Origin of the sequence: Methylobacterium sp. NPDC080182 (genome assembly GCF_050281105.1) — a bacterium.
Lineage (GTDB): Bacteria > Pseudomonadota > Alphaproteobacteria > Rhizobiales > Beijerinckiaceae > Methylobacterium.
Window position 1 is genome coordinate 30,292 of record NZ_JBNNWO010000010.1, and the last position, 20,957, is coordinate 51,248.

Annotated in this window: 19 protein-coding genes and 1 pseudogene; 6 read left to right on the forward strand and 14 right to left on the reverse strand. The window is 70.6% G+C overall.

Annotated features, from left to right (window positions below):
• Nucleotides 1–43: 43 nt before the first annotated feature.
• The 3 genes from glmS to rpoN form a co-directional block, all read right to left on the reverse strand.
• Nucleotides 44–1,870 (reverse strand): glutamine--fructose-6-phosphate transaminase (isomerizing), encoded by a 1,827-nt coding sequence (gene glmS, locus ACQKQD_RS17785; RefSeq protein WP_020095050.1) that lies wholly within the window; start codon nucleotides 1,868–1,870, stop codon nucleotides 44–46.
• Nucleotides 1,871–2,016: 146 nt separating this feature from the next.
• Entirely contained in the window at nucleotides 2,017–3,393 is a 1,377-nt protein-coding gene (gene glmU, locus ACQKQD_RS17790) for a bifunctional UDP-N-acetylglucosamine diphosphorylase/glucosamine-1-phosphate N-acetyltransferase GlmU (protein ID WP_427509036.1), read from the reverse strand.
• A 75-nt stretch (nucleotides 3,394–3,468) separates the two neighbouring features.
• Nucleotides 3,469–5,043, reverse strand: coding sequence for an RNA polymerase factor sigma-54 (gene rpoN, locus ACQKQD_RS17795; RefSeq protein WP_091927410.1), 1,575 nt, complete (start codon nucleotides 5,041–5,043; stop codon nucleotides 3,469–3,471).
• Nucleotides 5,044–5,468: 425 nt separating this feature from the next.
• On the opposite strand from rpoN, the gene ACQKQD_RS17800 reads away from it, so the two are divergent.
• A complete protein-coding gene (locus ACQKQD_RS17800; protein ID WP_020095047.1) occupies nucleotides 5,469–6,188 on the forward strand; it encodes a Crp/Fnr family transcriptional regulator in 720 nt (239 codons plus the stop codon).
• On the opposite strand, the gene ACQKQD_RS17805 is transcribed toward ACQKQD_RS17800, so the two are convergent.
• Nucleotides 6,170–6,697, reverse strand: a complete 528-nt coding sequence (locus tag ACQKQD_RS17805) for a DUF6894 family protein (protein WP_427509037.1) — start codon at nucleotides 6,695–6,697, stop codon at nucleotides 6,170–6,172. The genes ACQKQD_RS17800 and ACQKQD_RS17805 overlap by 19 nt on opposite strands.
• A gap of 176 nt (nucleotides 6,698–6,873) precedes the next feature.
• On the opposite strand from ACQKQD_RS17805, the gene ACQKQD_RS17810 reads away from it, so the two are divergent.
• Complete coding sequence (locus ACQKQD_RS17810) at nucleotides 6,874–7,140, forward strand: DUF6894 family protein (RefSeq protein WP_427509038.1); 267 nt, start codon at nucleotides 6,874–6,876, stop codon at nucleotides 7,138–7,140.
• Between the two features lie 9 nt (nucleotides 7,141–7,149).
• Here the strand turns inward: ACQKQD_RS17810 and ACQKQD_RS17815 are convergent, their stop codons facing one another.
• From ACQKQD_RS17815 to ACQKQD_RS17830, 4 genes are all read right to left on the reverse strand, one after another.
• Entirely contained in the window at nucleotides 7,150–7,515 is a 366-nt protein-coding gene (locus ACQKQD_RS17815; RefSeq protein ID WP_056527765.1) for a hypothetical protein, read from the reverse strand.
• Nucleotides 7,516–7,519: 4 nt separating this feature from the next.
• A complete protein-coding gene (locus ACQKQD_RS17820) occupies nucleotides 7,520–7,750 on the reverse strand; it encodes a hypothetical protein (RefSeq protein ID WP_427509039.1) in 231 nt (76 codons plus the stop codon).
• A 92-nt stretch (nucleotides 7,751–7,842) separates the two neighbouring features.
• A complete protein-coding gene (locus ACQKQD_RS17825; RefSeq protein WP_331298107.1) occupies nucleotides 7,843–9,432 on the reverse strand; it encodes a glucan biosynthesis protein in 1,590 nt (529 codons plus the stop codon).
• Nucleotides 9,433–9,519: 87 nt separating this feature from the next.
• Nucleotides 9,520–10,185 carry an SCO family protein gene (locus ACQKQD_RS17830; protein WP_020095041.1) on the reverse strand — a complete coding sequence of 222 codons (666 nt, stop codon included), beginning with the start codon at nucleotides 10,183–10,185 and terminating at the stop codon, nucleotides 9,520–9,522.
• Nucleotides 10,186–10,428: 243 nt separating this feature from the next.
• Between ACQKQD_RS17830 and ACQKQD_RS17835 the strand changes: the two genes are divergently transcribed.
• Complete coding sequence (locus ACQKQD_RS17835) at nucleotides 10,429–11,331, forward strand: MBL fold metallo-hydrolase (RefSeq protein ID WP_020095040.1); 903 nt, start codon at nucleotides 10,429–10,431, stop codon at nucleotides 11,329–11,331.
• Nucleotides 11,332–11,368: 37 nt separating this feature from the next.
• Here ACQKQD_RS17835 and ACQKQD_RS17840 read toward each other — a convergent pair whose 3' ends face one another.
• Together ACQKQD_RS17840 and ACQKQD_RS17845 are read right to left on the reverse strand one after the other, a co-directional pair.
• Complete coding sequence (locus ACQKQD_RS17840) at nucleotides 11,369–12,976, reverse strand: putative bifunctional diguanylate cyclase/phosphodiesterase (RefSeq protein ID WP_106735940.1); 1,608 nt, start codon at nucleotides 12,974–12,976, stop codon at nucleotides 11,369–11,371.
• A gap of 166 nt (nucleotides 12,977–13,142) precedes the next feature.
• On the reverse strand, nucleotides 13,143–13,574 hold the full coding sequence (locus tag ACQKQD_RS17845; RefSeq protein WP_056527784.1) for a helix-turn-helix domain-containing protein: 432 nt from the start codon (nucleotides 13,572–13,574) through the stop codon (nucleotides 13,143–13,145).
• Nucleotides 13,575–14,144: 570 nt separating this feature from the next.
• Between ACQKQD_RS17845 and ACQKQD_RS17850 the strand changes: the two genes are divergently transcribed.
• A complete protein-coding gene (locus ACQKQD_RS17850) occupies nucleotides 14,145–14,288 on the forward strand; it encodes a hypothetical protein (RefSeq protein WP_020095037.1) in 144 nt (47 codons plus the stop codon).
• Between the two features lie 80 nt (nucleotides 14,289–14,368).
• Here ACQKQD_RS17850 and ACQKQD_RS17855 read toward each other — a convergent pair whose 3' ends face one another.
• Nucleotides 14,369–15,451, reverse strand: a complete 1,083-nt coding sequence (locus tag ACQKQD_RS17855) for a Gfo/Idh/MocA family protein (protein ID WP_427509040.1) — start codon at nucleotides 15,449–15,451, stop codon at nucleotides 14,369–14,371.
• 2 nt (nucleotides 15,452–15,453) lie between these two features.
• Nucleotides 15,454–16,581: a Gfo/Idh/MocA family protein gene (locus tag ACQKQD_RS17860; RefSeq protein WP_427509041.1), complete on the reverse strand. Its 1,128-nt coding sequence runs from the start codon at nucleotides 16,579–16,581 to the stop codon at nucleotides 15,454–15,456.
• Nucleotides 16,582–16,839: 258 nt separating this feature from the next.
• On the opposite strand from ACQKQD_RS17860, the gene ACQKQD_RS17865 reads away from it, so the two are divergent.
• Nucleotides 16,840–17,004, forward strand: a complete 165-nt coding sequence (locus tag ACQKQD_RS17865; RefSeq protein ID WP_427509042.1) for a hypothetical protein — start codon at nucleotides 16,840–16,842, stop codon at nucleotides 17,002–17,004.
• A 409-nt stretch (nucleotides 17,005–17,413) separates the two neighbouring features.
• Here the strand turns inward: ACQKQD_RS17865 and ACQKQD_RS17870 are convergent.
• Nucleotides 17,414–18,368 (reverse strand): annotated as a pseudogene (locus ACQKQD_RS17870) (zinc-dependent alcohol dehydrogenase family protein).
• Between the two features lie 95 nt (nucleotides 18,369–18,463).
• Between ACQKQD_RS17870 and gcvA the strand changes: the two are divergent.
• Nucleotides 18,464–19,354 carry a transcriptional regulator GcvA gene (gcvA, locus tag ACQKQD_RS17875; RefSeq protein WP_427509043.1) on the forward strand — a complete coding sequence of 297 codons (891 nt, stop codon included), beginning with the start codon at nucleotides 18,464–18,466 and terminating at the stop codon, nucleotides 19,352–19,354.
• A 323-nt stretch (nucleotides 19,355–19,677) separates the two neighbouring features.
• Here gcvA and ACQKQD_RS17880 read toward each other — a convergent pair whose 3' ends face one another.
• Nucleotides 19,678–20,688: a glycosyltransferase gene (locus tag ACQKQD_RS17880; protein ID WP_091927419.1), complete on the reverse strand. Its 1,011-nt coding sequence runs from the start codon at nucleotides 20,686–20,688 to the stop codon at nucleotides 19,678–19,680.
• Nucleotides 20,689–20,957 lie beyond the last annotated feature (269 nt).

Here is a 20,957-nt window from a genome sequence, read left to right on the forward strand (position 1 = left end):
ACGGCGCCGCGCCCGTACGATCCGCCGATCTGGTCGGCCGCGCCTACTCGACCGTGACCGATTTGGCGAGGTTGCGGGGCTGGTCGACGTCTTTCCCCATGAACACAGCCGTGTGGTAGGCGAGCAGCTGGATCGGCACCGCGTACACGATCGGCGCCACCGTCGGATCGAGCGCCGGCATGGTGAAGGTCGCGAGCGTGTCGAGCCCGTGCTCGGCCGCGCCCTTGGCGTCGCCGATCAGCACGATGCGCCCGCCGCGGGCGGCCACCTCCTGCATGTTCGAGACGGTCTTCTCGAACACCGCGTCGTGCGGCGCGATCACGATCACCGGCACGCTCTCGTCGATCAGGGCGATCGGCCCGTGCTTCAGTTCGCCCGCCGCGTAGCCCTCGGCGTGGATGTAGCTGATCTCCTTGAGCTTCAGCGCGCCTTCCAGCGCCATCGGGTAGCTGGTGCCGCGGCCGAGATAGAGCACGTCCCGCGCCTTCGCGACCTCCCTGGCCAGACCCTCGATCGCCGCCTCGTGGGTGAGCGCCTCGGCCATCAGGCCCGGCGCCTTGATCAGGCCGTCGATCAGCCGCCGCTCGCCCGCCGCGTCGAGGGTGCCGCGGGCGCGGCCCGCCGCGATGGCGAGGCAGAGCAGCACGGTGAGCTGGCACGAGAACGCCTTGGTGGAGGCGACGCCGATCTCCGGCCCGGCCAGCGTCGGCATCACCACGGAGGATTCCCGCGCGATCGTCGAGGTCGGCACGTTGACCACGCTCAGCGTGTGCTGGCCCTTCGACTTCGCGTAGCGCAGGGAGGCCAGCGTGTCGGCGGTCTCGCCCGACTGCGAGATGACCAGCGTCAGCCCGTCCTTCTCCAGCGGCGCCTCGCGGTAGCGGGCCTCGGAGGCGACGTCGATCTCCACCGGCAGGCGCGCCACCTGCTCGAACCAGTACCGGGCGACGAGGCCCGCGTAGTAGGCCGTGCCGCAGGCGGTGATGTAGACGCGGCTGAGCTTGGCGAAGTCGAAGGGCAGCGCCTCGGGCAGCGCCACCCGCCCCTGCGCCATGTCGACGTAGTGGGCGAGCGTGCGGCCCACCACCTCGGGCTGCTCGTGGATCTCCTTGGCCATGAAGTGGCGGTACTCGCCCTTGTCGATCCGGTAGGCCTGGGTGGCGATCGTCTGCCGGGCGCGCTCGACCGTGGCGCCCGACGCGTCGCGGATCTCGGCGCCGCCGCGGGACAGGATCGCCCAGTCGCCCTCGTCGAGATACGTGATGGCGTCGGTGAACGGGGCGAGCGCCAGGGCGTCGGAGCCCAGGTAGGTCTCGCCCTCGCCGAAGCCGATGGCCAGCGGCGCGCCGTGGCGGGCCCCGATCAGCAGGTTCTCCTCGCCGGAGAAGAGGAAGCCCAGCGCGAAGGCGCCGCGCAGCCGCGGCAGGGCGGCGGCCACGGCCTCCACCGGCCCCATCTGCCGGTCCATGTTGCGGCTGACGAGCTGGGCGACGACCTCGGTGTCGGTCTCGGTCTCGAAGACGACGCCGTCGGCCTCCAGCTCCTGCTTGAGCTCGCGGAAGTTCTCGATGATGCCGTTGTGTACGACCGCCAGGCGCTTGGTAGCGTGCGGGTGGGCGTTGGTCTCGTTGGGCCGGCCGTGGGTGGCCCAGCGGGTGTGGCCGATGCCGATCGTGCCGGTGAGCGGCTCCTGGGCGAGCCTGGCCTCCAGGTTGACCAGCTTGCCCGAGGCCCGGCGCCGCGCCAGCCGGCCGTGCTCCAGGGTGGCGATGCCGGCGGAATCGTAGCCGCGGTACTCGAGCCGCCGCAGGGCCTCGATCACCTGCCCCGCCACCGCGTCGCGCCCGACGATGCCGACGATGCCGCACATAGGAGTGTCTCTCGCTGTCGCGCCCGGGTGGCCGCGCGCAGGTCGTGCGCAAGGTCCGGGCCGCCCCGCGCCGTGCGGGGCCGAGCGGGACTTCTACCGGATCGGCACGGCGCAGGGCCAGCCCCGCCCGCGCGGCGTGCCCGGCCTCACGCCTTGCCGCGCCGCGCCTTCTCGGCCTGCAGCGCCGCGCGCTTCTCCCTGGCCCAGCCCGGCTTCACCGCCTGCCGGCCCCGGGCCACCGCCATGGCGTCCGCCGGCACGTCGTCGGTGATCACCGAGCCCGAGGCGACGTAGGCGCCCTCCCCCACCGAGACCGGGGCGACCAGGGCCGAGTTCGAGCCGATGAACGCGCCCGCGCCGATCGTGGTCCGGTGCTTGAGCACGCCGTCGTAATTGCAGGTGATCGTGCCGGCGCCGATATTGGCCTTGGCGCCGACCTCGGCGTCGCCGAGATAGGTGAGGTGCGCGGCCTTGGCGCCGGCCCCCATCCGGGCGTTCTTCAGCTCGACGAAATTGCCGAGCTCCGCGCCGGCCTCCAGAACGGCGTGGCCGCGCAGCCGCACGAACGGTCCGATCTTCACGCCCGTCTCCAGGCTGGTCTCGGTGAGATGCGCGAAGGCCCGCACGGTGCAGCCCTCCGCGACCCGCACGCCGGGGCCGAACACGACGTTGGGCTCCACGATCACGTCGCGCCCCAGCACCGTGTCGTGGCTGAGGAACACCGTCTCGGGGGCGATCAGCGTGGCGCCGCCCAGCATCGCGCTGCGGCGCAGCTGCGCCTGGATCGCGGCCTCCGCGACGCTGAGCTGCACCCGGTCGTTCACGCCCTGCGCCTCGGCCTCGTCCACCGGCACGACCGTGACGGGCAGCCCGTCGGCCACCGCCAGCGCCACCGCGTCGGGCAGGTAGTACTCACCGGCGGCGTTGTCGTTGCCGATGCGGGCGAGCAGGGCCAGGGCGTGCTGTCCGGCGAGCGCCATCAGCCCGGCATTGCACAGAGTCACGGCCCGCTCGGCCGCGCTGGCGTCCTTCTCCTCGCGGATGGCGAGCACGCGGTCGCCGTCGGTCAGCACCCGCCCGTAGCCGGAGGGTGTCGCCGTCTCGAAGGCCAGCACGGCCACCGCGGCGCCGTCGGCCAGGGGCGCGCGGAGACGCAGGAAGGTGTCGGCCGAGACGAGCGGCGTGTCGCCGAAGGCGATCACCACGTCGTCGTCGGGGTCGGCCAGGATCTCCCGGGCGGCGAGCACCGCGTGGGCGGTACCGAGGCGCTCGGCCTGCGGGAAGACCCGGGCGCCGGGGGCCGCCCGCGCGATCTCGGCGGCGACGTCGTCGCGGCCGGGCTCGGCCACCACGGCGATCCGGCCCGCGCCCGCCGCCTGGACGGCGGCCAGGACGTGGCCGAGCATGCTGCGCCCGGCGATCCGGTGCAGCACCTTCGGCAGGTCCGAGCGCATCCGCGTGCCCTTCCCGGCCGCGAGCACGATGGCGGTGAGGCTGCGCGAGGGCGTTCCGGTCGGGGTCATCGCGGGTCCAGGCATCGATCGAGGGCCAAGACGGATGGGCCGGACGGGCGCCCGGCGCAACCCCGTCCGGGCCGATCAGCGCAGCGCAAGGGCGACGTGCTGGCCCGAACCGTGGGCGAAGCGCTCCCGGCGGCGCTCGATCGAGCTCGGGATCCGCAGGGATTCCCGGTACTTCGCCACCGTGCGCCGCGCGATGTCGACGCCTTCCCCGCGCAGCTTCTGCACCAGGGCGTCGTCGGACAGCACGTCGTCCGGCGTCTCGCCGTCGACGAGCTGCTTGATGCGGTGGCGCACCGCCTCGGAGGAGTGGGCGGCCGCGCCGGCCGCCCCGGGTATCGCCGCGGTGAAGAAGTACTTCATCTCCAGGGTCCCGCGGCTCGTGCCGATGGCCTTGTTGGAGGTGACCCGCGAGACGGTCGATTCGTGCATGCCGATCGCCTCGGCCACGGTCTTGAGGTTCAGCGGCCGCAGGTGGGTGACGCCGTGGACGAAGAACCCGTCCTGCTGGCGGACGATCTCGGTGGCGACCTTCAGGATGGTGCGGGCGCGCTGCTCCAGCGAGCGGGTCAGCCAGTTGGCGTTCTGCAGCGCCTCCGACAGGAAGGCCTTGTCGCCCTCCGCGGCGGCGTTGCGCGAGACGCGGGCGTAGTAGCTCTGGTTCACCAGGACCCGGGGCAGCGCCTCGCTGTTCAGCTCGACCAGCCAGGAGCCGTCCGGCGCGGCGCGCACGAACACGTCCGGAACCAGGACCTCGACGGCGCTCGATCCGAAGGCCCGGCCGGGCTTCGGATCCAGGCGGCGGATCTCGCCCAGCATGTCGACGAGGTCCTCGTCGTCGACGCCGCAGAGCCGGCGCAGGGCCGCGAAATCGCGCTTGGCCACGAGGTCCAGCCGCGAGACCAGCGCCTGCATCGCCGGGTCGAACCGGTCGCGCTCGCGCAGCTGGATCGCGAGGCACTCGGCGAGGTCGCGGGCCGCGATCCCGGGCGGGTCGAAGGTCTGGACCAGCGCCAGCATCCGGCCGACGAGGGCCGGGTCGGCGCCGAGCCGCTCGGCCACGCCCTCCACCGTCTCGCGCAGGTAGCCGGCCTCGTCGACGGCGTCGATCAGGAAGCCGCCGATCAACCGCTCGGCCGGCTCCCGGGTCGCGAGGTCGAGCTGGCCCGCGAGGTGCTCGCGCAGCGAGGTCTCGGCCGTGAGGGTCGCCTCGAAATCGGGCGCCTCGGCGTCGAAGCTGCCGCCGGTGCTGCCGTAGGGCGGGGGCGTCAGCGAGAGCATGTCGCCCCCGCCCGCCTCGCGCGCCTGGACGGGGCTCTCGTCGGGGAAGACGTTGTCGAGGCGCGTGTCGAAGTCGCTCTCGATCTCGCCGCGGCTCGGGTTGAGGTCGGCCGAGAGCCACGAGTCGGGCTCCGGCGCGTCGAAGCCGTCGGCCCCCGCCTCCTCGGCATGGCTGCCCGATTCGGCGGCGTCACCCGCGGCCGGCAGGTCCGGCTCGGCGCGCTCCAGCAGCGGGTTGCGTTCCAGCTCGGCCTCGACGTAGGCCGAGAGATCGAGGTGCGAGAGTTGGAGAAGCTTGATCGCCTGCAGGAGCTGCGGCGTCATCACCAGGGCCTGGCCCTGACGCACTTCCAGCCGTTGCACCAAACTCATGCGAGGCCCCGATGCCCTTCCGGCGCGGTTCGCCAGCCGGAGCCACGCTGCTCACGGCATGGTTCTTGCTTGCTCCGTCGCACTGTCTGTAACGCGATCCGACCCGCGCGTCAAAGCGCGACCGTGCACGCCGCTGTTGGCAAGTGCTCGGCGCTGCGGGACGCGCAGCGTTCCAGTCAGATCCCGATCCGCCGCCCGGCAGTCTGAGGGCAGATCTTAAAGGAAGGTTTGCGCAATCATCCGCGCGCATTTGCCAGGACATCCGAAATCCGCCGGCAAAGCTTTGTCTGGTTGCAGACGCTTCCCCCGCTAGATGCAATATCCGCTCGCTATTCCGTGTTGATCCGAGCATGGCTCGGGGGTGCGCCGCGGTTCCCGCACGAGAGCCGCTGCGCGGAGGTCGATTTCTGCGTACGCGTTTGCCGATGCCGCATCAGAACCGCCTTCTGGCCGCCCTATCCGAGGCGGACGGCGCACTGCTCGGGCCTCATCTGGAGGCGATCGACCTGCCCCTCGGCAAAGTGCTCGTCGAGCCGGCCGCCGCGATCCCGCACGCGGTCTTCATCGACACCGGCCTGTGCTCGGTGGTGTCGACTCTCGCCGAGGGCGGCCGGATCGAGGTCGGCCTGTTCGGACGCGACGGCATGGCCGCACCGGCGCTGCTGCTCGGAACCGACACGATCCCGTACCAGATTTTCATGCAGGTCGCAGGCCGAGGGCGCCGGATCTCCGTGCCGGCCCTGCGCGACGCCCTGAAATCCAGCCCGTCGATGCGCAACCTGCTGCTGCGCTACGTCCAGACCTTCCTGGTCCAGGTCGCCCAGACCGCGATCGCCAACGCGGGCGCGCCCGCCGAGGAGCGGCTCGCGCGGTGGCTCCTCATGTACCACGACCGTCAGGACGGCGACGACCTGTCGGTGACGCACGAGTTCCTGTCGATCATGCTCGGCGTGCGCCGCCCGACCGTCACGGTCGCGATCCACACCCTGGAGGGCGCCGGCCTAATCCGCGCCCGGCGCGGCCGCATCCGGGTCCTCAGCCGCACGCGCCTGGAGGAGGCCGCCGGCCAGACCTACGGCCCGGCCGAGGCCGAGTACGAGCGCCTGATCGGCCCGCTGCGGCGGCCTCAGAGCACGCTGGCGTAGGGGACTTCGGCCACCACCGCGCCGGCCTCGTCGGTGATCACGAAGGTGTCGGCGCGCCAGCCGCGCGGCGCGCCGTAGACGTGCGGCAGGCGGCGCATCTCGCGCAGGATGTCGCGGGCGAGATGCTCGGCCGCCGTCCGATCGGGCAGATCGTCGCCCTCTCGATCGGCGATCAGCGTCCCGTGACGTCGGACGTTGAGGAAGAAACGGGGCAGGTCACATCCCCTTCGAGCGTCGGCCAGCGGGGCCCCCGGCGCGCCCGTCGAAGACAGGGTGTCGCGCCATCGGGAACGGCGTCGCGGGCCTGAGCGGGTTGTCGGATCGGCGTGAACCACGCCGCGCGGGGACCGGCCGCCGAGTGTCCGCCGAGACGGGCGGCGCGCGCAAGGGCGGCCGCTCGCGCACTGACGGGTACCGGGCCGACCGCGCCGGCCATATCGTACTTTCGTGCAGCGGGTTCGGGGATCAGCGCAGTCCGTGCCGCACCCGCGGCGTATGTCCACACTCATACATTTTCTTTGAGGGCGGGCGGATCGCGAGCCGTGCGACCGCGTTCTTCGCGCGGTTGCCGCGGCGCGAGGGTTCGGCGGCCCGTCGCGCGAGGCCGTGCGGCGCGCACACACAGGTTAACGACACCGCTCAGGTCGCGGCGCACGCTCCTCAGCTGGCCGTGAGGTTCTGCGCCATGCGCTACTTCACCGATTTCACCGACGACCGCGGCCTGTCCCTCGACGAGGAGGGGCTGCCCTTCGCCGATCGTCACGAGGCGTGCCTGTCGGCGACCGAGGCCCTGATCGAGGCCGTGCATGACCGGCTCCGCGTCCGGGCGGACCGACCGGCCCCCGGAGATGCCGGCCTGGTGCTGGAGGCGCGGGTCCGCGACGCGACCGGCAGCACGATCTTCCGCGCCCGCCTCACCCTCGACCTGGACTGGCAGCCCTCCGACGGCTGAGCGCGGACCCTACCAGCCGCAATTGGGGATCGGCGGCTGCGCCTTGGCCATGGCCGACTTCTCGATCGGTACCATCGCGCCCCAGGCGTATTTCTGGGCGTGGGGCGTGACGTTGGCGAAGAGGCAGCCGAGCTGGAAGTGGGTCGCGCCCATCTCGCCCGCGAAGCCCATGCAGTCCAGGAAGGTCCAGGTCTTCGGCACCGGGGTCATGGACCGCCAGCGCGGCATCGCCACGGGCGAGCAGACCTTGACCGCCCCGGTGCCGTCGTCGGCGTTGAGCGCGTCCCCCTGGCTTTGCGCCGCGGAGGGGGCGAGGCCGAGCAGGAGGATTGCCGCGAGAATCGCTCGGCCGGGGATCAGGGCGTGTCGGCTCATCGGGTCAGCGCATCGTCCACCACAGGGCCGCGAGGATCGCGAAGCCGAGAACGTTGTAGAGGATCGCCCAGATCCAGACACCCAGGACGGCGCGGCTCGGCTGCCGCGGTCTTGACCGGCCGGGCCGCAGGCGGTTCCGGTCCTCCGGAGTCGGCCAGATCGCCGCCCGGGGCGCCTTGAGGAGCCGCGTCAGCACCTCCGGGAGGTGCGGGCCGTGCGGTGTCTCGCCGGTCATGGCGGTCTCCGATGCGACGATGGCCCGGGCCGGGTCTCGCCCGCCCGGCGCCGGACCTGTCCGGGTGACCCGAGATCCGGCGGCGGCGGCGCTCACAGCACCGTGCCGGGTGCCTGCGGGTAGTACTGGTAGGCCCAGGTCTCGGACAGCAGCCGATCCCCGGATCTCAGCTGCAGACGCATCTCCACCGGATCCGGACCCTCGGCGTAGACCTTGAGAAAGACCCGCCAGGGGCTTGGCTTGCCGTAGGGCGCCCAGGTGGCGCCGACCTCCTCGACGCTGCCGCGCGACAGGGTGAGCGCGACCGTGGCCTTCTCGGGATCGAGGCCCGACAGGGCCGTGCCCTCGAATTCCAGCACGAACTGCCGCACGAGGTTGGCCCGGCCCGGGCGTCTGTCGGCATCCGCGAGCCACGCGGCCTTGGTGGCCCGGGTCGCGACGCACCGGGCGAGGTCGGTGGCGACCGGCTCCTTGACGGTCCAGCGCAGCCGGTAGGCGAAGCTGCGGTCCGACCCGGCCTGCGGCGCGTCGTCCGGCACCCAGAGAGCGACGATGTTGTCGTCGGTCTCCTGATGGGTCGGGATCTCCACGAGCTGGACGCTGCCGCGGCCCCAGTCGCCCTGCGGCTCGACCCAGATGTCGGGACGGTTCTCCTCGAAGCCGTCGTCGATGTAGTTCTCGTAGGCGCGGTCGCGCTGGAGCAGGCCGAAGCCCTTCGGCGACCGGTCGGCGAAGGCGCTGACGCTGAGGCGGGGCGGGTTGTTGAGCGGCCGCCAGATCAGCTCGTCGGCGCCGGTCTGCATCAGCAGCCCGTCGGAATCGTGCACCTCGGGCCGCCAGTCGCTCGCGAGGAAGCGGCTCATGCCCTCCGAGTACCACAGCATCGAGGTCAGGGGCGCCATGCCGAACCGCTCGACCGCCTTGCGCATGTAGACCGTGCAGGCGACGTCGATGACGACGTGCGGCTCCTTCCGGGCGACGAACCGGTAGGCGCCGGTGAGGCTCCGGCCCTCGAGGAGCGCCAGCACGGTCACGGCGCCGTCCGCGGCCGGGCTGACGTAGAAGCGCGTGAAGACCGGGAATTCCTCGGTCTTCCCGGGCCCGGGCGCCGTGTCGATCGCGATGCCCCGGGCCGAGGCCCCGTACTGGGCTCCGTCCCCGGCGGCGCGGAAGTACGACGCGCCCAGGAAGGCCAGCCAGTCGCCGTCGTCGCCCGGCTGCCCGGCGGGCGCCTTCTGGAACCGGAACCCCGCGAAGCCCGCCCCGTCCGGAACGTCCTTGGCCGGGTTGCCCGGCGGGTAGGTGAACAGGTCGTGGCTGTAGAGCACCTCGCGGGCCTGCCCGCCCTCCAGGGCGTAGACCTTCACGGGATGGCGGAAGAAGTTGCCGAGGTGGAAGAAGGTCACCGGGTACGGGCTGTCGGCGAACAGGGCGTGGCCCGGCGGGTAGCGGATCTCCTGGAGCGGCCCGTAGGTCAGGGCGTCGAGGGCCGCCGAGGCGGGCGCCTCCGGGGGCGGCGCGTAGGGCCGGTCCCGCAGCGTCCGGGCGAGATCCTTCAGCCGGTCGAGGTCCATGGGCTCGGGCGGTGCGAGGCGCGGCCCGCCGCCGGCGGCCCGGGCGAGGCCGGGATACGGCGCGAGGGCGAGGAGCCCGATGGCGGTCAGGACGCGGCGCGTGATCAAGCTGGAACCCCCGGATTCGGTCGGGCCTCGCGACCCGCGCCGCCCTCTAGCCACGCCGGCGCGGCGGCGCAATTTCCCGGCCGCGGCTCAGCTCCGCGGACCGCAGTTGCCGGTGCTGCCGTCGGTCGTCCAGAGGTTGGCGCCGCCCCCCGGCGGGCACTGCCCCGGCAGCGCCAGGGTGATCAGCTTCGCGAAGGTGTTGGCCTCGTCCTCGCCGTAGCCGATCTCGCCGACCATGCGGCCGGTCCTGTCGAACAGCGCCACGGTGGCGGAATGCTCCATCGTGTAGTCGCCGTCCTTGGTCGGCACGCGCTTGTAGGCGACGTGGTAGGCGTCGGCCATGCGGGCGACCTGCTGCGGCGTGCCGACGAAGCCGCGGATCCGCGGATCGAACGAGGCCAGGTACGCCCGCAGGGTGTCGGGCGTGTCCCGCTCCGGGTCGAGGGTGACGAAGACGACGTTGAGGCGATCCGCGTCGCGGCCCATCCGGCCGAGGGCCGACGCCAGGGTCGCGAGCGTGGTCGGGCAGACGTCCGGGCAGTGGGTGAAGCCGAAGAACAGGACGGACGGCTTGCCGCGGAGATCGGCCTGGGTCACCGGGCGGCCGTCGAGATCCGCCATCGTGAACGGGCCGCCGACCTTCCGGGAATGGCTGAACCGCGATCCCTGCTGGAGGACGATCGCCCCGGTGCCGGTAGCGATCACGGCGACGAGGGCGGCGGAGGCGATGAGGGCGAGAGGGCTCGGTGCCATGCTGTGACCTGCGACGGCGCGTCGGGGTGGCCGGTATCGATGCCGCCAATATGGGGTCCGTGTCGACAGGCGTGAGGCCGCGGCCTCCCGTGCGGGGCCGGACCTGGAGAGGCGACGACGTCAGGAACACGCCCGGGAGCGGCCGGTTGGCCAGGGTACGGGCGCTCGCGCCATCCGGCGCCGGGACACTCGGGCCGCGGGCCCGACCGTCCCCTCCGCGACCGTGCACGGGAGCCGCCCCAGATGGCCCAGCAGATCCCCGTCGACCCGCAGGCCCGGGCCGACGATCCCCGCCGCGACGCCGAGCGGGACGACGCCACCCACGCCATCGCCGATGACGTCGCCTATCAGCGCCACGTCCTGGTCAACGTCGTGTTCGTGGGGCCCCCCGGCGCGGGCGACCGGGGTTGGGTCCTGATCGACGCCGGCGTGATGGGCGCGAAGCGCGGGATCGAGGCCGCGGCCCGGGCCCGCTTCGGCGAAGGCGCCCGGCCGGCCGCGATCGTCCTGACCCATGGCCATTTCGACCATGTCGGCGTCCTGGAGGACCTCGCGGAGGACTGGGACGTCCCGGTCTACGTGCACGCCCTGGAGCGGCCCTATCTCGACGGCAGCGCCGCCTACCCGACGCCGGATCCGAGCGTCGGCGGCGGGCTCCTCGGCCGCCTGTCGCCGCTGTTCCCGACGAGCCCGGTCGACGTCTCAGGGCGGCTCCGCCTCCTGCCGGAGGACGGTTCGGTGCCGCCCCTGCCCGGCTGGCGCTGGATCCACACGCCCGGCCACGCGCCGGGCCACGTCTCGCTCTGGCGCGAATCCGACCGGACGCTGATCGCGGGCGACGCCTTCATCACCACGGCGCAGGAATCCGCCTACGCGGTCGCGACGCAGGCGCCGGAGTTGCACGGGCCGCCGATGTACCTGACGATCGACTGGCCGGCGGCGCGCGCGTCGGTGCGGGCGCTCGCCGCGCTCGCCCCGGAGCGGGTTATCACCGGACACGGCCGGCCGCTCCAGGGCGCCGAGATGCGCCGCGCCCTCGACGCCCTGGCGGCGGACTTCGACCGGGTCGCGGTGCCGGAGACGGGCCGGTTCGTGGAGCACCCGCTCGGGGCCGCCGACGGCTCCGCCTACAGGGCGCCGCGCTGACCGACGTGATGCGGCCGCGCGGGCGGAATCCCGCGCCTCACGAGGCCCGCGCGAGATCCTGGAACGGGGCCGGGGATCGCACGGCGGCGAGCACGCCGTCCATCTCGGCCTTCGGCATGGCGTGGCCGAACAGGTAGCCCTGGCCGAAATGGCAGCCCTGTTCGGAGAGCCAGTCGAGGCTGGCGTCGGTCTCGATCCCCTCGGCGGTGGTGGAGAGGCCGAGGCTCGCCCCGAGCTTGATGATGGCGTCGACGAGCTTCGCCCGCTCGTCGCTCATCGTGATGGCGTCGACGTAGCTGCGGTCGATCTTCAGCTTGTCGAACTTCAGTTCGCGCAGGTGGTACAGGCTGGAATAGCCGGTTCCGAAATCGTCCAGCGCGATGCGCACGCCGAGTTCGCGCAGCGACAGCAGGGTCGTCCGGGTCGCCTCCAGGTCCTGGATCAGGGCGCTCTCGGTGATCTCGACCTCCAGGCGCTGCGGCGGAAAGCCGGTCTCGGTCAGGATCCCGAGGATGCGCTGGGCGAGCCACGCGTCCTGGAACTGCTGCGGGGCGATGTTCACCGCGAGGATCAGGTGCGGCGGCCAGGCCCGGGCATCCAGGCAGGCGCGGCGGATCAGGCTGTAGCTGAGATCCGCGATCATCCCGGTCTCCTCGGCCACCGGGATGAACTCGCTCGGGCCCACCACCCCGCGCGTCGGGTGGCGCCAGCGCGCCAGGACCTCGACCCCGACGATCTCCTTCTCGGGGAGCGACACCACCGGCTGGTAGAAGGGCTCGATCGCGCCCGTCTCGATGGCGAGGCGAAGTTCCGTCTCCATCCGGGCTCGGGCGCGCAGCTCCGCGTCCATGGCGCTGCGGAAGAAGCGGACATTGCCGCGCCCGTCCTTCTTGCCCTGGTACATGGCGAGGTCGGCCGCGTGCAGGATCGCGTCGGCGTCCCCGTGCTCGGCCGACACCGCGGCGACGCCGACCGTGGCCCCGACCTTCAGGTCGTTCTGGCTCCACGTCACCGGCTCGGCGATGCGCGCGATGACCGCCTGGGCGAGGCGCCGCAGCGCCTCGCTCTCGTAGCGGAGCGGGACCAGCATGGCGAACTCGTCGCCGCCCAGACGGGCCGCCAGGCCGCCCGACGGCACGAGCTGCTGGAGACGCTCGGCCACGGCGCACAGGACCGCGTTCCCGGCCGCGTGGCCGTAGAGGTCGTTGACCGGCTTGAACCGGTCGAGGTCGATGAGGAGCACCGCCGCGTCCGCGGCGCCCGGCGCGTGCGCCCGCTCCACGGCGTCGATGAAGCGGCGACGGTTCGCCAGGCCGGTCAACCCGTCGTGCCGGGCAATCGCCTCGGCCTGCGCGGCGGCGGCGGCGCGCTCGAGCATGAGCCGCCGGAGGATGATCGATTTGCGGATGCTGGCGCCCCACTGCGCCACGCCCATGCAGGCGGCGAGCAGCAGCAGGTCCGTGAGGTTGTAGGTGGCGACGACGCTGTTCAGATACGCGAAGGTCCCGAGCGTGACGCCGACGAACCAGATCCCGACGCCGATCACGAGGAGGCACAGGGTCTCGTACAGCTCGCCGCGGCCCCAGGCTCTCGACGTCTCGATCGGCATGGTCAGGACCCGGTTTCCAACGTCAGAGCGAAGCATGCCGTCCGCTCACGCGCTGTAGATCAGCTCCGGACGCGGCAGCTTCTCTACATCTTTACGGGTCTTTGTCTTGGTTTAATTTGGATTAAATCGCGCCGCCACGCTGCGCGCGGCTCGGGGGCGCCGGTATGTCCCGTCGCGGGAAGAGATGGACAGGGCCGCGCCGTCACGCCTCGTCGACGGCGTCCGGACGCTGCGCGGCCGCGCGGCTCTCTTGGAGGGTGGCGGCGGCCTTGACGATCGACAGGATCCCGCCGCGGGTCGTCTCGTCGGTGATGCTGGTGAAGGCCAGGACGAGTTCCATGACCTTCGGATCCTCGAACAGGGCCGCGGGTCCGACGCGTCCGCCGCCGTTGTCCCGCGGATCCGCGAAGAACGTGTCCACCGGCACCCTCAGCAGGTCGGCGATGGCCTGAAGACGCCCCGCGCCGATGCGGTTGCGCCCCTTCTCGTACTTCTGAACCTGCTGGAAGCTGACGCCGATGGCCTGACCGAGATCGGTCTGGCTCAGGCCCTGTGCCACGCGGAGCGCCGCGATGCGGCCGCCGATCGAGCGATCGGTCTCGGTGGCGGACTTGGGCTTCGGGGAGGACGACATCGAACGGAAACCTTCAGCATGCTGGATGAGTGGCACTTACCCAGAGTCGCGGAAAAAAACACAACCGAAAACTGCTTAGCGCACCAATAAGTTGCGCAATTCCTAGTTGCACTGAACGCATGGCTTGGCTGTTGGTTGTACGCCCAGGGACGGTGAAACCGCAATGGTCAACTGTATCCGTCACGCAGCTCACAGACGGTTTCCCTCCTGCGCCTGTCTTCGCCGGCTACGGCAGCCTCTCAGTCGCCGTGCGCGACGATACATCGGAGATCGGTCGAAGGGGTGGTAAAGTACCGAGGCCTCCGATCGTCGTGGCGGACGGTGACGGATATGTGATGCGGCCGGCATTGTGGTGGGACTGCGGCCGCGGGTCTCCATCAAGACATCGGCGATGCAATTCACCGGCGCGAATGTCGCGGCCGGCGGGACACACACCCCTGTTTCCGACATCGGGCCGCGTCTATCGCCGGCCTAAACACTTTAAGTCCCGGTCGAGAAAATCTATGAAATGATGTATTCACCGGCCAGGCTCGACGGTAGAGTCGGTCTCCCATCACAGCGCCCTCGTCGATGACCGACCTTCTCGTCACCCTCCAGGAGCCAGCCGAACCCGCCGGGCAGGCCGGGCCGGGATCCGAGACGTCGGCCCTGCGCGCGCATATCGCGCGGATTCTGCGCAGGCTGCCTCCCGCCAAGGCGACGAAGACGACCTGACCTCGACCGCCGGGAACGGCGCAGCGACCTGCCCGGACGGATCATCCGCTCGGGACGGGCGCCCGGTCCGGACGCCCCTCCTAGGCGACGGCCTCCAGCGGCTGCGGCCGGGCGCGGACGCGATCGAGGATGTCGAGGGTGCGGATGCTGTCCGCGAGCGGCATGATCGGGCTCTCGCGGGCGCCGGCGAGCAGGCAGCGATGCACCTCGTCGATCTGATGCCGCAGCCCGAACCCGAGGTACGGCGTCGGGATCAGCGCGACGCGGCGGAAGTCCAGCGGCTGCAGGAGGCGTTTCGCGAAGGCCAGCCGGCCGACGGCCTGGCGGCGCGGCGGGGCACGGTCGGCGGGCGCCAGCGCGGCCGCGGTGCGCACGCGCGTGAGGAAGGGCGGGCACAGGAACTGCCGGTGCAGGTGGATGCGGCCGCGCGTGCCGACGATCACGGCGGCGTTGTCGGCCTCTCCGGTCGAGCCGCAGCTCAGGGTCGCGGTCCTGGCGTTCCAGCCGAGCGCGAGCGCGGCCTGCTGCGCCGCCGCACCGCCCCGATCGAGGCCGACGCCCGAGACCTCGGTGGGTGCGCCGAACAGGTGGAGCGCCAGCGACACGGGGTAGACCCCGAGATCGAGGATCACCCCGCCTTCGGCCGGATCGTCCGTCCGTCCGGGCGGGTTCGGCGCGCGGGGGAAGAACAGGCGGGCGTCGAGATGCAGGGGATCGCCGATCTCGCCCGCCTCCAGCATCGCCTTGGCCCGCACGACGCCGGGCGTGAAGCGCATCCACATCGCCTCCATGCAGAAGACGCCCTTCCGCCGCGCCGCCTCCGCGATGCGCCGCGCCTGCCCGCCCGAGAGCGCGATCGGCTTCTCGATCAGGACCGACTTGCCGGCCTCGATGCAGGCCAGCGCGCTGTCTATGTGGTCGCTGTTGGGCGTGGCGATGTAGACGACGTCGATATCCGGCCGCGCGGCCAGGGCCTCGACCCCGGCGACGGCGGCCGGCGCGCCGGACGCCTGGGGGAAGGCCGCGGCGAAGGCCTGGGCGCTCCCGGTGCTCCGCGCCCCGACGGCGGTGAGGCGCGCGTCCGGCCGCCCGAGAAGGTCGCTGACGAAGCGCTGGGCGATGTTTCCGGTGCCGAGGACGCCCCACGAGACGGTCTGTGCCATGGCTAGAACCTGGATCTCAGCTGGATCACGGCGCCGCCGCCGGCATTCTGCATGGCGAGCGCGATCTCGGTGATGTGCAGCACGAACCGCGCCGGGAGCGGCGCCGGAACGCCCGCCCGGATCGCCGCGGCCTGGGCCGCGGGTCCGCGGGCGAAATCCATCTGCGACGGGTAGCTGGGCAGCTTGCCCCCGAAGCGGGGAGTCGGCAGCTTCCGACCGAGGAAGATCCGCCCGGGCAGGTAGCGCTGGATCCGGTGCAGCAGCCGGCCGAGCCGCCCGGGCGCCTCGCCGCTCGGCGAACGGAGATAGACCGGGCCCTGGCTGGCCCACGAATCGGTCACGGTCAGGACGCCCCGGTCGCCGATGATGTGCAGGGATCGGTCCTGCGGCGCGACAAGGCCGCAGGTGATCCGCGCGACGACGCCGGATCGGAACTCCAGGCACGCCGTCGAGAAGTCGTTGGCGACCGAGTCCGGGGGCTGGCCGGTGCCCTTGTCCGGGTACAGGCGCGACGCGAAGGCAGTCATGCGCTCGACCGGGCCGAACATCAGGCTCATCCAGGTCAGGTAGTAGCCGGCGTGCTCCAGGGTGCAGCCGACCCGGTACTCGTCCTCGGCCGGCCAAGGGGCGCCGGTCACGCTCCGCCATTCATGCACCGGCTCCCGGAACACCGGCCCGTCCTCCAGCTCGGCGTAGACGAGCCGGACCGACCCGACCTCGCCGGACGCGACGGCCTCCCGCACGGTCGCGCCCGCCTCGCCCAGAATGCTCGCGGGCGCGCCGCTCAGCGAGAGGCCCTTCGCCTCGGCGAGTTCCACCAGCGCTTCGGCCTGGGCGTACTCCATGGCGAGCGGCTTCTCGGAGTAGACGTGCTTGCCGGCCTCCAGGGCGGCCTTGGTCACGACGTAGTGACTGTGCGGATTGGTCAGATTCAGGATGAGGCCGATCTCCGGCTCGGCGAGCAGGGCCTCGAGGCTGTCGAAGGCGCGGGCGTTGTAGTGACGGCAGAAGATGGCGCGCCGCTCCGGGTCCCGGTCGTAGACGCCGGCGAGGCGCAGTTCGGGGTGGTTCACGAGGGTCGTCATGTAGAAGTCGGCGACGTAACCGCAGCCGACGATCCCGATCTGCATCTCTGTCCCTGAAGGTCATCCGCACCGGATTCGGGTCGTAGCGGCAGCGCTCCGTTCCGCGCCTTCATCAATTGGGCGTAGGATCGACACGCCGAGAGCTCAGCGACGCTCTCCGGCGCCCGAATTCGGCGCCCATGTCTCGGCAGTACACGGCGCTCGGGCCGCAGGCGCTGACGCTATTCGGTCGAACGCGCGTTTAACGCTCCGTTTACCGTACGGTCCGACAGTTCCGGTGCAACCGGAGCCCCGTGGACAGCCATGCTCGATGTCGCCTTCTGGTGGTGTGTGGCCGTGGCTTTGACCGGATCGGTCGGCCTCGTCGGCCTGGCCGTCGTCGCCGGCCGGAGCGGCCGCTCGCAGCCGCGCGGCCTCAAGCTTGCCCGGACCGAGCCCCTCGTGCTCCGTCACTTCGGGCGCGCGTAGGTCGGCATTCGACCGGCACCGGCCGAGTATCCGGCGTCTCAGATCTTTTAAGTTCGCGGTCGGGTCGGGTTCCCGCCGGGAAGATCCGTCGTGCCCAGGTCGCGCGAGGATCCCTGACCCTCAACCGGTTCACCCCGGTCGACGTAGCCGTCGGGCACCACCGCCTGGGATCCCTTCGATGGAAGGCGGGTCGGGATCGGGCCGGTCGCGGTCACCGGAACGGACGTAACCGAGGTCGTCGACGGCGGGATCGCGTGCCTCCGGGTGCCGCTCGACCCGCCGACCGGTCGGGCTTGCCACGGTGCGACATCACGGTTTCCGCGGGTTCGATCTCCGGTGAGCCGCTTCCCTTCGCGGCGCCGGACGCTGCCGGTGTCAGGTCAGGGACAGCGATCGAGGTCCGGCCGCCTCACGATCTCACCCGGAGCACGATCTTGCCTCCGAGCCGACCCTCCTCGGAGCGCGCGTGGGCGCTTGCGACCTCGTCGAGGGGAAACTCCAGGCCGACTCGCGGCACCACGAGGCCGCGCTCGAGGAGGCGCGTCACGGCGTCGAGCTTGCGGCCGTCCTGGCGTGAGAAGACGAAGTGATAGGTGGCGTTCCGGCCCCAGGCGCCGATGAGGTTCTGAGGCGTCGCGGTGTCGACCAGGGTGACGACATGCCCGTCCTCGCGGAGGATGTGCGGGGAGCGCGCGAGCGTGTCGCGGCCGATCGTGTCCAGGACGACGTCGACGCCCCTGCCCTCGGTCAGGCGATCGACGGCGTCCACATAGTCCTCGCGCTCGAAATCGATGACGGCGGAGGCGCCGAGCCGCTCGACGCGCCACGTCGTTGCCGCGCGCCGTCGCCAGGACCCGTGCCCCGATGGCCTTCGCGACCTGGACGGCGATCGCCCCGACGCCCCCGGCACCGCCGTGGACGAGGACGGTCTCTGTGACCTGCAATCGGGCCCGCTCGACCAGCCCTTCCCAGACGGTCACGCCGACGAGGCTGACGCTCGCGGCCTCGGAATGGGTGAGGTTGACCGGCTTGCGCGCGACGATGCCGGCATCCGCCACGTGGTACTCGGCGTACGATCCCGGACCGCCGAAGATCCGCGGCGTGTAATAGACCTCATCCCCCGCGCGGAACTCGGTCACGTCGGATCCGACCTGGTCGATGACGCCGGACACGTCGTGCCCGATGATGGCCGGCAGCGCGACCTGAGCGGCGTAGTCGCCGCGGCGGATCTGGCCGTCGAGCGGGTTGATCGACGTGGCATGCACGGCCACGCGGACCTGCCGGGGTCCCGGCCGAGGGTCTGGCAGCTCCCGGAGCTCGAAGCTGTCCGGCCCCCCGAACTTCGTCAACACCGTCGCCTTCAAGAGAGCCTCCCGTCCTGACCGGCCAACCTTGTGTCAGCTGGGCTGCGGGATGACGAACGCGTTCTCCTCACGGGGCCGATAAGCTACGTTCAGCCATGACGATGCGGAGATCGCTTCCCCCCCTCGCGGCGCTCCGGGCCTTCGAGGCGGCCGGGCGCCGCCTGAGCTTCCGCGCTGCCGCCGACGAGCTGGGTGTCACGGCGACCGCCATCAGTCATCAGATCCGGCTTCTCGAGCAGACCCTGGGGCTGCGTCTCTTCCACCGCGAGACGCGCCGGGTCCGGCTGACCGCCGAGGGCACCGTTCTGCTGCCCGTGCTGCGCGACGGTTTCGACGCGTTCGCCCGAGCCATCGATGAGATCCGCGGCCGGCACGCGGCCGGCGTTCTCACGCTGTCGGCCCCGACCGCCTTCGTCGCGAAGTGGCTCGTGCCCCGGCTCGCCGACTTCCGGGCCGCGCATCCCGGTTGCGATCTGCGACTGCACGCGTCCGACAGTCTGGTCGACTTCGCCCGCGACGGCGTGGACGTCGCCGTCCGATACGGGCCCGGTCCCTATCCCGCCCTCGACGCGCACAGGCTGGTGGTCGACCGGGTCGCACCCGCTTGCAGTCCGCGTCTCGCCATTCGATCCGAGAGCGATCTGGCCCGCCACCCCCTGCTGCACTTCGAGTGGCCCGACCTGACCGACGAGACGCCGACCTGGCCGGCCTGGCTGCGGAAGGCCGGGATCACCGATATCGATGGCGGTGCGGGCATCCGCTTCAGCGACGAAGGTCACGTCATCCAGGCCGCGATCGCCGGTCAGGGCATAGCGCTGGTCTCGGTCGTACTGACCGCCGACGACTTGGCGAGCGGCACGCTGGTTCAGCCCTTCGGGCCCGTCCTCGACGCGCACCCCTACTGGGTCGTTCACCCGCGACATCCGGCCCAGGCGGGACGCGTCGGGGTGCTGATCGACTGGCTGCGCAACGCAGCCATCCGGTGACGCAGGACCATGTGGCGAGGTCTGTATGACGGTTCGCGAGCGGCCATCCGTCGGCGGTTCGGCAATCTTTGTTCGGGGCGGGACCCGGCATCTCGACCATGAGGTGGCGACCGTCCGAAGCGTTGGCCCAAACTCCCTGCTCGATCGCAGTGCTCGTCGTGGAGCGTAATTTTTGCCGATCGCCGGTAAATCTCGGCGGCATAGCAAGCCTAAACCCAGTGTCCGGTAAAACCGAAGCTTAAGTCAGAATGGCAGGCGATGCTGTGTCGTAAAGGCGTGGATGAAGACGTTCGACGGGACCTGTTGCAAGCCCGCCAAGGCGGTCAACGACGAAGGAGTGCGAATCTGAGATCTTTCGCGATCGATCGCCATCGTGGACGGCCGTTGTGAACCGCCCGATAGGTTCCGCCGGCGACACGTGCCGACAGGCCCTGGAGTGCCTCCAGGCGCGTCTCAGTTCGATAGATCGCTTCGCGCTTCTCGAGCTGGTCAAGTGCGCTGCGAAAGAAAGCGGCCGCCCTTGCCCGATCGAAGAGTGGAAAATGCTCAGCCGTCGCTTCCGGAAGCCGCTCGACGATATCGATCATGGCGGTCGTGGCTTCCCTGTAGGGATCCAAGCCCCCAGCTACCGTCCTCCGACCCGCGCTCCGCTCGCGCTCACCGTGTCCGAACAGATTATGGGCGTGCTGCCGATAGCGGACCAGGGGTACATCGATCTCGACGGTCTGACCGACGACTTGCGCCAGGAACATTACCCAACGGTCGTGAGCGATCATCTCGCTGGGGACAATGAAATCGATGAAACGGTCATCGACATCCCACAGATCCAAGAGTTCCCGTCGAAAGACGATCGAAAATCCGAAGAACGTCAACCACGGATCGTAGGTGAGCGGTTTTCTGAGGCCGGTACGATGAATGCCTTGCCGAAAGACGCCAAGCTCGCGATTGCTGGAGTCGATAGTGATGGCCGTATGGGCGATCATCGAGACGCTGCGATCGTCCAGATAGGGTGAGCAAAACTCGATCTTCTTCGTGTCCCAGATATCGTCCTGATCGCAGAAGGCGACGAATTTTCCACGCGCCAACCGAGCGGCTCTCAAGAAATTGCTTCGAAAGCCGAGCGCGGGCACGTTCTCATGGATTTTGAACTCGATTGCGCTGCCGCAAGAGAAATTTCGGACAATTTCTAGCGTGTCATCCGTAGATGCATCGTCGGAAACGATGATCTCAAGAGGATGGACTGTTTGCCCGACGAGAGTTTCAAGCTGTTCGCGGATAAATCTCGATCCGTTATGCGTGGCAAGAACAACAGAAACACCATGTTCATATCGCATGATGATGTCCTGACGAAACGGATTGCTATCTTCTGCGGTCGGAGCAACAATCAGACCATCTCTCGGTCACGGGTGGCCTCTCGAGTGCTTGCTATCGGGTGAGCGCGTATTCATTTGGGGCCACAGTCTTAATCGAACGGATTTGGATACAAATAAATGAACGGAGCTGTGGCGGCCGAAGCAGATATTCTGCTCCCTTCTCCCGGTAAGATGTCGACCAAGAACGTCTTTCTTAAACTCGAGAGTGGCGCTTTGCGCCGACGCGGAGG